The organism is Bradyrhizobium altum (assembly GCF_020889705.1).
In the GTDB taxonomy this organism is placed as follows: Bacteria; Pseudomonadota; Alphaproteobacteria; order Rhizobiales; family Xanthobacteraceae; genus Bradyrhizobium; species Bradyrhizobium altum.
On sequence record NZ_JACMYP010000264.1, the window covers coordinates 1 to 11,965 of the forward strand.

Annotated in this window: 13 protein-coding genes; 9 read left to right on the forward strand and 4 right to left on the reverse strand. The window is 63.9% G+C overall.

Annotation, left to right across the window (positions count from 1 at the left end):
• Nucleotides 1-305: 305 nt before the first annotated feature.
• Nucleotides 306-926, reverse strand: coding sequence for a hypothetical protein (locus tag H8B02_RS38805; RefSeq protein WP_229171010.1), 621 nt, complete (start codon nucleotides 924-926; stop codon nucleotides 306-308).
• 359 nt (nucleotides 927-1,285) lie between these two features.
• On the opposite strand from H8B02_RS38805, the gene tuf reads away from it, so the two are divergent.
• The 3 genes from tuf (at nucleotide 1,286) to H8B02_RS38820 (ending at nucleotide 5,481) form a co-directional block, all read left to right on the forward strand.
• A complete protein-coding gene (gene tuf, locus H8B02_RS38810) occupies nucleotides 1,286-2,491 on the forward strand; it encodes an elongation factor Tu (RefSeq protein ID WP_229171011.1) in 1,206 nt (401 codons plus the stop codon).
• 197 nt (nucleotides 2,492-2,688) lie between these two features.
• A complete protein-coding gene (locus H8B02_RS38815) occupies nucleotides 2,689-3,060 on the forward strand; it encodes a hypothetical protein (protein WP_229171012.1) in 372 nt (123 codons plus the stop codon).
• Nucleotides 3,061-3,207: 147 nt separating this feature from the next.
• Nucleotides 3,208-5,481, forward strand: coding sequence for a TonB-dependent receptor (locus H8B02_RS38820; RefSeq protein WP_229171013.1), 2,274 nt, complete (start codon nucleotides 3,208-3,210; stop codon nucleotides 5,479-5,481).
• A gap of 66 nt (nucleotides 5,482-5,547) precedes the next feature.
• Here H8B02_RS38820 and H8B02_RS38825 read toward each other — a convergent pair whose 3' ends face one another.
• Nucleotides 5,548-6,480 (reverse strand): LysR family transcriptional regulator, encoded by a 933-nt coding sequence (locus H8B02_RS38825; protein WP_229171014.1) that lies wholly within the window; start codon nucleotides 6,478-6,480, stop codon nucleotides 5,548-5,550.
• On the opposite strand from H8B02_RS38825, the gene H8B02_RS38830 reads away from it, so the two are divergent.
• The 3 genes from H8B02_RS38830 to H8B02_RS38840 all read left to right on the forward strand — a co-directional run bounded on the left by H8B02_RS38830 (nucleotide 6,473) and on the right by H8B02_RS38840 (nucleotide 7,728).
• Complete coding sequence (locus H8B02_RS38830) at nucleotides 6,473-6,934, forward strand: hypothetical protein (protein ID WP_312001518.1); 462 nt, start codon at nucleotides 6,473-6,475, stop codon at nucleotides 6,932-6,934. The two genes, H8B02_RS38825 and H8B02_RS38830, sit on opposite strands and share 8 nt — an antisense overlap.
• Nucleotides 6,935-6,975: 41 nt before the next feature.
• On the forward strand, nucleotides 6,976-7,446 hold the full coding sequence (locus H8B02_RS38835) for a hypothetical protein (RefSeq protein ID WP_229171015.1): 471 nt from the start codon (nucleotides 6,976-6,978) through the stop codon (nucleotides 7,444-7,446).
• Between the two features lie 132 nt (nucleotides 7,447-7,578).
• Nucleotides 7,579-7,728, forward strand: a complete 150-nt coding sequence (locus tag H8B02_RS38840) for a hypothetical protein (RefSeq protein ID WP_207835497.1) — start codon at nucleotides 7,579-7,581, stop codon at nucleotides 7,726-7,728.
• Between the two features lie 37 nt (nucleotides 7,729-7,765).
• Here H8B02_RS38840 and H8B02_RS38845 read toward each other — a convergent pair whose 3' ends face one another.
• Nucleotides 7,766-8,668, reverse strand: coding sequence for a LysR family transcriptional regulator (locus H8B02_RS38845; RefSeq protein ID WP_229171016.1), 903 nt, complete (start codon nucleotides 8,666-8,668; stop codon nucleotides 7,766-7,768).
• Between the two features lie 136 nt (nucleotides 8,669-8,804).
• Here H8B02_RS38845 and H8B02_RS38850 point away from each other — a divergent pair, with 136 nt between their 5' ends.
• Entirely contained in the window at nucleotides 8,805-9,578 is a 774-nt protein-coding gene (locus H8B02_RS38850) for an SDR family oxidoreductase (RefSeq protein ID WP_229171017.1), read from the forward strand.
• Nucleotides 9,579-9,715: 137 nt separating this feature from the next.
• On the forward strand, nucleotides 9,716-10,651 hold the full coding sequence (locus tag H8B02_RS38855) for a helix-turn-helix domain-containing protein (protein ID WP_229171018.1): 936 nt from the start codon (nucleotides 9,716-9,718) through the stop codon (nucleotides 10,649-10,651).
• Between the two features lie 142 nt (nucleotides 10,652-10,793).
• Here the strand turns inward: H8B02_RS38855 and H8B02_RS38860 are convergent, their stop codons facing one another.
• Complete coding sequence (locus H8B02_RS38860) at nucleotides 10,794-11,174, reverse strand: carboxymuconolactone decarboxylase family protein (protein WP_229171019.1); 381 nt, start codon at nucleotides 11,172-11,174, stop codon at nucleotides 10,794-10,796.
• Between the two features lie 386 nt (nucleotides 11,175-11,560).
• On the opposite strand from H8B02_RS38860, the gene H8B02_RS38865 reads away from it, so the two are divergent.
• On the forward strand, nucleotides 11,561-11,965 hold a 405-nt coding region (locus H8B02_RS38865; RefSeq protein ID WP_229171020.1), incomplete at its 3' end, for an acyl-CoA dehydrogenase family protein.

Genomic DNA, 11,965 nt, shown 5'->3' on the forward strand with positions numbered 1-11,965 from the left:
CGAGAATGAGCGCGCCGGCGCGGCCGGCGCCCGACGCCGCGGCAGTGACGAGTGCGATCTTGCCTTGCATGTCCATGGTTCGATCCCGATTGTGCTCGCGACCTCGAGCCTTCTTGGTTCTGATTGAAGTTTTGGTTGGATCAGGACCGCAACGCCAAAGTCTTGCGCTGAAGCGCTACTTCATGCCCTCGATCTGTTCGAATGCGCTAAAGCATGATCCGGAAAAGTGCGAAGCGGTTTTCCGAAAAGATCATGCTCAAACAAGGAGCTAAAGCGCGATGACGATTCGACCTAATCCCATCGCGCTAGCGGCCGCCGAACAGAACCGGAGACTGGCCGGGCAGCAGCTGCGAATGGATGTCGCTGTCCATGCGCTCCGCCCCTTGTTGGGTGAAGCCGGCCCCGAACGACAGGGTGACATTCGAGGTCGGGCGGAACTCGAGTCCCGCACGCGCCGTATACCCGGCGTTGACGCCGGGATTGCCGCTGAACGGCGCCAGCGGCCCGCCGGCGCCGGGGGGATTGTATTTCAACGAGTCGAAGCCGGCGAAGAACGTCACGGGCGTATCACCGACGCCTTTGAAATTGTAGCCGACCTGCGCGCCCTGATATTCGAGCGAGCCGAACGCCGCCGATCGACCGAGCGTGTTCCAGCCGACGCGGCCGCCTTCGCCGCCGATAAACCAGCCATCCGGACGGCCGTTCAGATACGAGAAGTCGCCGCCTTGCGGGGCGGTAGCGTCAAAGCCCGGAAAGTTTCCGTAAGTGTCCGCCCTCTGGCCGTCGGCCAGACTGCCGCCGAAGCCGAACAGCGAGCCTGGCGTCCAGTAGCGCACAGGGCCAGCCTGGGCGTTGGCCTGCTGGGCGCCGAGACAGAGCACCGCGGCGATGATTGCGAGACCGGATTTGCTTGCGAAAGTGGACATAGGGTTACCGTCACGTGCGGCCAAACTATACCCGTCGGACGTCGACAATGCCAGTGCTGCGCTTCGGCGCGACAGCCCCGCCTCTTGCCAATCGCGCGGCGACCGCTTATGTACCCGCCTCCTTTTGTAGAGCGAGCGATCCAGGTTTCCAACATGCGGCAGTCACAGCGAGCATCAGTGCTGATGACGGGAGGGCTAATGCCCTCGTCCGCCGCCATTCTGCTTTGGACCTGACCCCACGTCACACCTGACATTGGAAGGCAGCCCGGAGCGGAAGCGGCTCCTGGCGCCGAACGGGCTCTCGCGGTGCCTCGAGTCGTGCAAACCCAGCACGGGAGCTCGAACACCACAGGTGTCCCATGGCCAAAGAGAAGTTCATCCGCCTCAAGCCCAACTGCAATGTTGGCACGATCGGCCACGTGGATCATGGCAAGACGACGCTGACGGCAGCGATGACGAAGGTTTCAGCCGATCACGGCTGGGGCGCGTTCGTCTCCTATCAGGACGTTGCCAAGGCGTCGGCCGCGCAAGGTACGCGTGACGATACGAAGATCCTGACCATCGCGACGAGCCACGTCGAGTTCTCGACGGCGGCGCGCCATTATTCGCACGTCGACTGCCCGGGCCACGCCGATTATGTGAAGAACATGATCACGGGCGCGGCGCAGATGGACGGCGCCATCCTGGTCGTCTCCGCCGTCGACGGACCGATGCCGCAGACGCGCGAGCACATCCTGCTCGCGCGCCAGATCGGCGTGCCGCGCATCGTGGTGTTCCTGAACAAGTGCGACGTCGCTGACGATCCGGAGCTGGTCGATCTCGTCGAGATCGAGGTGCGCGATCTGTTGTCGAAGTACCACTATGATGGCGACAACGCGCCGGTCGTGCGCGGTGCGGCGATGCAGGCGCTGCGCGGCGAGCACGGTCCGCTCGCGGATCAGGCGATCCTCAAACTGTTCGAGGCGCTCGACGCTTACATCGAGCTGCCCGAGCGGCCGAAGGATCGCCCGTTCCTGATGCCGATCGAAGGCGTGCAGTCGATCGCGGGCCGCGGCACGGTGGTGACCGGGCTCGTCGAGCGCGGCACGATCAGGATCGGCGACGAGGTCGAGATCGTCGGCCTCGGCGAGACCCGCAAGTCGGTCGTGACCAGCATCGAGAGCTACCGGAAGATCCTCGATCAGGGGCAGGCCGGCGATAACGTCGGCTGCCTGCTGCGCGGGATCGACAAGGCTCTCGTGCAGCGCGGTCAGGTGCTGTCGCATCCGGGTGGTGCGTCGCCGCACCGGACCTTCCGCGCGGAAGTGTACGTGCTGACAAAGGACGAAGGCGGACGGCATACGCCGTTCTTCGCCAACTATCGTCCGCAGTTCTACTTCCGGACCGCCGACGTCACCGGCACCGTCCAGCTCGCCGACGGCGCCGAGATGGTGATGCCGGGCGACAGCGCCGAGTTCACGATCGAGCTCAACAAGCCGATCGCGCTCGAGGCGCGGTCGCGCTTTGCGATCCGTGAAGGCAACCGCACCGTCGGTGCCGGCGTGGTCACCGCGATCGTGGAGTGAGGAATGGGGGCGCGGCGCGAGCCGGGCCCCCATTTGCCGGCGACGCGATGTTGCAAAATCGTCCGATCGCCTGGAAATTGATCACCTCGCCCAGCAATGCGGATTGACAGGCTGGCACGTTTTCGAAACTGTGCGACACCGCGTCGCAGGCGCCGTCCATGGGTCTTGTGACCTCTCGACGCGGAAATGGCGTCGTCATGAAGTGGTTTCGTTCGAACATCAGGCACGGGGCTCGGCTGGCGCTGTTGGCGCTGGCGGTCCAGTTCGTGCTGTCGTTCGGCCATTTTCATGCCATTGCGTCGGCACATGCGACGACGTCATCAGCGGCAAATGTCGAGAACGTCTCGCGCGACGCGCCCTATTCGAATCCCGATTCCGATCAGGCCGCCGACCTTTGCGCCATCTGCGCCGTCATGGCGATGGTCAACTCGGCAATGCCGGCGCCGGCGCTGCCTCCACTGCAGCTGCCGGATGCCGCAGCTCTGCTCGCCTGGCACATCGACAATTATGCGGCGCCGCTCGACATCGGCCGGCTGCACTATCAGCCGCGCGCGCCTCCGATCTCCTGAACTCCCTGCACGACTGAACTTCGAACGCAGCCACCATTCGGCTGCCGTTTAATCAATGGGGAATTTCGCCGTCGCGCATCGACGGCGGGCTCGACCGCGTCCTTCGGTGAGGGTCCGGATCGCAGCCTCGTGAGATCGGGAACCAACATGTCAGGAATTATCAGACGACGGGCCGCCGCCGGTGCTGCATCGCTCTTGGTCTGCGGGATCAACGGCGCCGCATTCGGGCAGACGGCCGCGCCGACAACGACACTTCCGGACATCACGGTGACGGCACCGCAGCGCCACACCGCGCCAGCCGGGTCGAACAAGCCGAAGACGCGCCTTGCGACCGGAGGCGGTCGCCGCGCGCGAAGAACCGGCGCGGTATCGGCCACGCCGGAATCTCCAGAGCAGACTCAGGCTCAAGCCGTCGCAAGCCAGAACACACGGCTCGACTTGGCCCGCGCCGCGCTGCTCGCGCCGACCGGCGCCAACACCTACCAGATAAACCAGCAGCGCCTCGAGTCGCTTCCTCAGGGAACCAACACCACCCTGGACAAGGCCCTGCTGCAGGCGCCCGGGGTTTCGCAGGACTCGGCCGCAAGCGGTGAACTGCATGTGCGCAACGAGCACGCCAACCTGCAATACCGCATCAACGGGATCATGCTGCCCGACGGCGTCGGCGCCTTCGGCCAGATCATCGACACCGGGATCGTCGGCAGCATGGCCCTGATCACGGGCGCACTGCCCGCGCAGTATGGCCTGCGCACCGCCGGTGTGCTCGACATCCAGACCAAGGCCGACGCCTTCAACAATTCCGGCAGCATCAGCGTCTACGGCGGCAGCCACGGCACGTTCACCACCAGGGTCGACTATGGCGGCACGATCGGACAAACCCAGTACTACGTCTCGGGCCGCTATTTCGGCAGCGATGTCGGCATCGAGAACCCAACGCCGGCCTACAGCGCCATCCACGACCGGACCGACCAGGAGAAGGGCTTTGCCTACGTTTCGACCGCGCTCGATCCGACCAGCCGGCTGACCTATATCGGCGGCGTCTCCAACGGCGCCTATCAGATCCCCAACAATCCTGGCCAGGCTCCGGCCTTCACCGCCTACGGCGTCTCGAACTTCGATTCCGCGTTGCTCAACGAACGGCAGCATGAATTCAACCAGTTCAACGTCGTGGCCTATCAGAAGTCGGGCGACGGGTTCGATTACCAGGTCGCCTATTTCAATCGCTACAGCCAGCTGCACTTCATGCCCGATCCCGTCGGCGATCTCGTCTTCAACGGCGTGGCGTCGGACGTGTATCGCCAGAGCTTCATCAACGGCATCCAGGAGGACACCTCCTACCGGTTGGGCTTCGCGCACACGCTGAAGTTCGGCGTTTCCTTCAGCGCCGAACGCACGCTGGTCAACAATGGCTCGACCGTGCTGCCGCTCGACGATTCCGGCAACCCGATCGATGCGCCGCTCTCCGTGTTCGATTCCAGCGCCAAGACCGGATATTTGTTCTCCACCTACATCGCCGACGAGTGGAAGATCACGAACCAGCTGACGCTCAATGCCGGCCTGCGCTTCGACCAGATGTGGCAATATGTCGATGCCAACCAGCTCAGCCCCCGGATCAGCCTGACATGGAAGCCCTATGACGGCACGACCTTCCATGCCGGCTATGCGCGCAATTTCACCCCACCCGAGCAGGTGCTGGCTGCCCCGACCAATCTGGGACTGGTGCAAAATACGACAGCGCAGCCCGCGGTCACCACCAATGATCCCGTGCTGCCGGAGCGCTCGCACGTGTTCGACATCGGCGTCACGCAGAAAGTCTATGCGATTCCCGGCCTCGAGGTCGGCATGGACGCCTATTACAAGATCGCGACCGATCTGCTCGACGACGGCCAGTTCGGCCAGGCCTACGTCCTGACCGCCTTCAACTATGCGAAGGGCACCAACGAGGGCGTCGAGCTGACGGCGCGATACGACCACGACAACTTGCATCTCTACGGCAATGTCGCCATCGCAAAACAAGTCGCCACCACCGTCGTCTCGAACCAGTATTTGTTCGATCCGGACGCGCTCGCCTTTATCGCAAACAATTATATCAACACCGACCATGCGCAGACGCTGACAGCATCGGTGGGCGGCTGGTACCAATGGCACGACACGAAGTTCAGCGCGTCGGTGATCTACGGCTCAGGCTTGCGCGCCGGCTTTGCCAATACGGACACGGTGCCGCCCTACGCGCAGGTCAACGTCGGCGTCTCGCACGATTTCCACATTGTCGCACCGAACAAGCCGACCACGCTGCGCTTCGACGTCGTCAATTTGTTCGACACCGTCTACCAGATCCGCGACGGCTCCGGCATCGGCGTGTTCGCGCCGCAATACGGCCCGCGCCGCGGCTTCTATGCCGGCATCACGCAGAAGTTCTGATGAAAGGCCAGAGTTAGCGACACCTAGAAGCAGGCGCGGCGTGAGGCGCGCGCCCGCCGTGCCGGCTCACAGTTCGGCGACCAGTTGGACCAGCTGGTCTCGCAACCAGACATGAGCCGGGTCGTGATGGTAGGACGCATGCCACAGCAATGACACCGTGACGTCCTTCACCTTCACCGGCGGCGGACTGAGGCTGAGCCCGAGATCGGCGGCGAAGCGGCGCGCCAGCCGCGCGCCCATGGTGACGATCACCGGCGCTTGCGCCACCAGATACGGCACGGTCAGGAAACGCGGCGTGGTCAGCGCAACGGAGCGCTGCAGACCGAGCTCTTCGAGCGCTTCATCGACGAAGCCGCGCACGCTGCGCCCCGGCCGCAGGCTGGTCAGCACGTGCGGAAGCCGGATGTAGTCCTCAAGCGAGATTGGCGGCGTGACACCGGTCTTCTCGGCATTGAACATGCAAAGAAAGCTCTCGGTGAACAGCACGCGCTGCTTGTGATGCAATTGTCCCTGCTGGATCGGCCCATAGGAGAGCGCGAGATCCACTTCGTCGGCGTCGAGGTCATCGAGCAGCCGGGACGTATCGACATTGTAAAGCCGCAGGTGAATGCCCGGCGCGATCTCGCGCATGCGCGCCAGCAGGCGCGGCACGATCAGGATTTCCATACTGTCCGACAGGCCGAGCCTGAACGTCCGTACCGCCGTGGCCGCATCGAAAGTCTGGTCGCGCAGCAGCACCGCCTCGACCTGGGCGAGCGCGGTCCGCACCGGATCGAGCAAGGTCATCGCGCGCGGGGTGAGGCGCATGCCATCGGCCCCTCGCGTGAGCAGCTCGTCATCGAACAGTTCGCGAAGGCGCGCGAGATTGTGGCTCATCGCGGATTGGCCAATGCCGACGGCGCCTGCCGCCCGGGTCACGCTCCGTTCGGTCAGCAGCGCATTGAGATGAACAAGCAGATTCAGGTCGATCCGACCCAAATTGACGGTATCGATGGCCATTATCGATCCTATCTGTTTGATCGATGATCATAGCCTGACCATCTCCTCCGGCAAGGGAGCAGACGGGCAATCGCTCGCCGCCCAGGTTCCGACACTCAAGCCAATGGAGGATCCCATGTCGATCCGCAGTTCAGTTCTCGCCGCCGCCTTCACCCTCGCCTCACTTGGCGCCTCGCTTGGGGCCGCAGAGGCGCGCGACCTCAAGCCGATCGAGGCCCAAAGCATCCATCTGGGCGACATATCCGGCGTCGCCTACTACACGGTCGAGCCCGACGGATATCGCGTCGTGACCACGCTCGCACAGGGCGAGGCCGGAACCCCCGTCCGCTTCGTGTCGGTGCTGGCATCCGGTCAGCGTGCCCTGTTCTCGACGCCGAACCAGGCAGGCGCATTGGAGATCAGCCGGAGCGGCGACAGCGTGACCGTCCGCAAGTCGGGCGCACTCTCCAACTAGTCGGCACAGCGGTCAGAGCCTTCCAGGTGCAGGAGCGACAGATGTCCACGATCCACCTTCATCGAACGACCAGCTTGACGCCCGAGCAGTACGTCGCCGGTCTCACTGACTTTGGGCCGGGCCGCTCCAAACTGTTCGGCAACAGCGCCGATGCCTATCTCAAGGTGCATCATCGCGGCCCTTCGCAGGCGGATGTGACGGAAGGCTCGAACGGCATCTGGGAGCGCTTGCACTACGACTGGTCCGACCCCGACCATGTCGTCCTGACGACGACCAACTCCAATGTGTGGGGCGGCAGGTCGGGCCACACCTACAACTTCGCACCGCGGTCCGATGGCACGACCGACATCGACGTGATCGTGGTGCGTGAGGGCAAGAATCTCAGGGGATGGATCCTCGGTCTCGTGCTCGGATCGATCGGCAGAGGCGTCCTGGAAAAGGCATTCGAAAACTCCGTCAAAGCCATCGAGCAGCGGCAAGCCCATGTGCTTCCGGGCCGGATTGCCGCTTAGACGCGGAGCATTGAAAGTATTGCTCCGAGATCAATGTTTCTATTGTACCGAGTAATGTACCGGACCATATCTAGGTTCATCGAACGCATTGCACCGGGGCAGCCCGGTGCAAGCCGAATGGAGACAACTGAAATGGAGATCAATTATCTCGATACGTTCCTGGCATTCCTCGGAATGACCTTCGGACTGGTCTCGGTGATGCCCGGCCTGTTTTTCCAGCCCAAGGCCGAGGTGAAGCGCGCGAGGGCAGCCTCGATCCGCGCCGGCAACAGCAGGCGATGAGGCGCGGCGGTTTCCAGGCCCGCATCACGCCGAAGTTCTAGCCCGCGACGAGCAGCTTCTCTTTCAACAGTGCCGTCAGCCAATCGGCAAACACCTGCAGCCGCCGCGACAGGTGCTGGCGGTGCGGATAGAGCAAGGTCATCGGCATCGGCGCCGCGCGGTGCTGCGGCATCAGCTCAACGAGTTCTCCGGCATCGAGATGCCGCTTCACGTCGTAGGCGGGAATCTGGATCAGCCCGAGGCCGGCAAGGCAGCAGGCGATATAGGCTTCGGCGCTGTTGACGGTGACGCGGCCGCGCATCGCGATCGTGCGCGACGCGCCCTGTTCACACCATTCCCACTCCTCGATGCGGCCGGTGGACGGCGAGGCGTAGTTGACCGCCCAATGCGCGCCGAGATCGTCGGGCGTCTGCGGCATGCCGTGGCGCACGAGAAATCCCGCGCTCGCGACATTGATCAGCGTCAGATAGCCGAGCGGCCGCGCGATCAGACCGGAATCGCCGAGCGGGCCGACGCGCACGACGCAATCGGCGGAGTCCGCGATCAGGTTGATGGCGCGATCGGTGACGCCGAGATCGACGTCGATCTGCGGATAGCGATCGAGGAAAGCCGGCAGCGCCGGCGCGATGATCAGGCGTCCGATCCGCCCGGGCACCCTGAGCCGCCCCGACGGCTCGGCGGCGGCATGTCGGAATAGGGTCTCGGCCTCCTCGACATCGGCGACAACGCGCAAGCACCGTTCGTAGAAGGCCGCGCCATCATGCGTCGGCGACACTTTTCGCGTCGTCCGGTGCAGCAGCCGGGCGCCGATGCGCTGCTCCAGCTCCGCGACCGCTGACGAGACCGACGAGCGCGGCAAGCCCAGCGTGTCGGCCGCCCGCGTAAAACTCGCGCACTCGACGACGCGGGCGAAGATGCGGAAGAGATCGATGCGGTCCAAGATCGGGCCCCGATTGTTCGCCATTCCTGACAAGTGACGTCACAATGCACGGCTTTATCGGCAAATCCTAGACGATATCGTTGCCTCCAGAAAGCGGCCGCAGGGCGCAGCCGCATGATCCGGAGAGGCGAACGCCATGACCGACCACAGCATCAAGGACAAGACCGTCATCATCGCCGGCGGCGCGAAGAACCTCGGCGGCCTGATCGCACGCGATCTCGCGGCCCACGGCGCGAAGGCGATCGCGATTCACTACAACAGCGCCGCGACCAAGGCCGACGCCGACGCGACCATCGCCGCGATCAAGGCTGCCGGCGCCAATGCGGTCGCCTTCCAGGCCAACCTCACGACCTCGGGCGCGATGGAGAAGCTGTTCACTGACGCCGTCGCTGCGATCAGCCGTCCCGACATCGCGATCAACACCGTCGGCAAAGTGCTGAAGAAACCGATGGTCGAGATCTCGGAGGCCGAATACGACGCGATGAGCGCGGTCAACGCCAAGTCCGCGTTCTTCTTCCTCAAGGAAGCCGGCCGCCATCTGAACGATAACGGCAAGATCTGCACCCTGGTGACGTCGCTGCTCGGTGCCTACACGCCGTTCTATGCCGCCTATGCCGGCACCAAGGCGCCGGTCGAGCATTTCACCCGCGCGGCCTCGAAGGAATTCGGCGCACGCGGCATCTCGGTTACTGCGATCGGCCCCGGCCCGATGGACACGCCGTTCTTCTATCCGGCCGAAGGCACCGATGCGGTCGCCTATCACAAATCGGCCGCGGCGCTGTCCGGTTTCTCGAAGACCGGTCTCACCGACATCAAGGATATCGTGCCCTGGATTCGCCTGCTGGTGTCGGACGGCTGGTGGATGACCGGCCAGACAATCCTCGTCAACGGCGGCTACACCACGAAGTGAGGAGGTCACCGTTCCCTGCGTGCACGCGCCTTTCCTTGCAGGGAAACAGACCGCCGGCGGAATTTGACCGCCGGTTTGGCCGGCGATATCTTTCGCCCCGCTGGGCCCTTCGCAGTGACGGTCTATTCGAGGCGCACATGGAATGGTCGACCAGGCCGGCCCGTCCGGATCAGCCCTTCGGCAGTTGGGCAGACGATCTCGCAGCCGCCTTCGTGCGACTGGAGCCGCGCCGGATTGCCGAGGAATCGTTTGCGGGCGCGATCTGCAAGGTCGACGCCGCGCCGCTGCAGATATCGCGGGTCACGGCGAGCGGGCACATTGTGCACAGGCTCGCCTCGCACATCGCTGCGAGCACCGACGACCTTTGCTTCGTCAACCTCCAGCTCGAAGGGCTGGGGCGCACCTCGCAGCGCGGCCACGAGCAGATCAGCGCCCCCGGCGATCTCGCGGTCGCCGATACGACGCAGCCGTTCGAGATCGCCCACCGGCATAACTTCAAGCTGTTCTGCTTTGCCGTGCCGCGGCGCCTGTTGCCGGACACGCTGTTCGATCGCCCGCGGCTCGGCCTGTCTGCGACCGAAACCGGCCGTGCGCTCTCGCGGACGCTGGCGAGCTACGCCGAGCTCTGCCTGAGCGGCGGTCAAATCGCAACAACCTCGGCGATGCTTGGCACGCATATCGCCGAGCTGATCGCGCACGCACCCGACATCCTCGCCGACATGGCGGCGGAGCGCGTGCATACGCCGGTGCTGCTGTCGATGATGCTTGACCATATCGCCCGCCACAGCGAGCATCCCGAGCTCGGTGCGCCGGCGCTGGCCACGAAATTCCGCTGCTCCGAGCGCTACGTGCACCGCCTGTTTGCGAGCACCGGCCGCTCCGTGGGCGAACACGTCAACGAACAGCGGATCGCCGCGTGCACGCGCGCCCTGCTCGATCGCACCTCAGCGCACAAGACCATTGCCGAGATCGCCTTTGCCGCGGGCTTCCGCGACATTTCGCATTTCAACCGCCTGTTCAAGCGCCACAATGGCCTCGCCCCGCGCGAGTTCCGCCGCGCCGCCACCCACTGAAGCCCGACGAGGCCCGCGCGGCGCCCCGCGGCGAGACGTTCCGCTTCGGGCACGGTGAGTGATTGCGCCTTCTCGAATCGGACCGCCTCCCTTGAATCAAAAATGGATTCAACGGATTCAAATTTCGAGACGGACACCAAAGCTATTTCCGCGAAGGCCACTCGCGGCCGCCATCCGAGCCATTCAGCATTGTGCTGTTGAAACGGACGAGCGCGGCGGTTGAAATGGCCTCCTTGATCTGAGCATCGGTCGCACCAGCAGCTCTTGCCGCTTTAGTGTGAGCGTAAACGCAATATTCACAAGGAATTTGCGCTGCCACACCGAGGCCAATCAGGTGCTTGGTTTTCCCGTCCAAAGCTCCCGTGGGATTCATCACGGCCAGGTATTCGTCCCAGTACGGCGTCAGTGCCTGGTCAGGAAGTGTCTGTTTCATCCATTCAGGCGCCTCCTGAGCGCTGGCGCTTGGTTCGGAGGCCAAAGCGAACAACAGCGCCAAGCCAGCGCTCACCAATAGAGCTCTCATGGCTAATCTCCCTAAAATTGAGATGCGTTATTCCAAAGGTCTGCTGAAATGCTGCTGATGCCTGCCGACGGCATGCGCGCTACCGGTTCGTCCAAACGAAGATTCGGCGCTCCCGTCTCGGTAGCTCGGCAAAAACTTATGCGAGATTTTTGGCTACGGGAAGGTGCCTGTTTTCGACAGGCTCCAAACCGACCCGTATTGTCCTGCAGCAGCCGAGTCAGAAACTTTACCGGGACCGGACGCGCTTCACATGCTGCGCTGCACCGCACTTTTCCGAGTGATGCCGCCGGTTCACTCCGCGCCAAGAAATCGGGCACTGCCGTCCAAGATTTCCTGACCACACCGCGATAGCCATAGTCCGAACCGCCGACACGGAGGGCATTGGCATGGCGATCGATTTCACGCTCACGGCACAGCAGCGCGAGCTGCAGCTCGCCTCCCGTAAGTTTGCGACGGAGGTGCTGGCCGATGCCAGGGCCGCCGAAAAGCTGGCGACGCCCGAGCAGCGCTTTCTCGCGACCAAGCCGACCTACGAGGCGATGGTGGCGGCCGGCTATCTGCGCAAATGCATTCCGGCGCCGGCGGGCGGCGACAATGTCGGCATGATCGACATGGCGATCCTCGCCGAGGAATTCTACAGCGTGAACCCCAGCGTGACCCTCACCATGCTCGGCAGCGTGCTCGGCCTGCTGCCGCTGCTGCTCGGCGGCACGCCGGAGCAGTGCCAGCGGCTGCTTGCGCCGTTCCTGAAGACCAGCGGCGCCCCGCTCGCGGCTTTCTGCTCGAGCGAG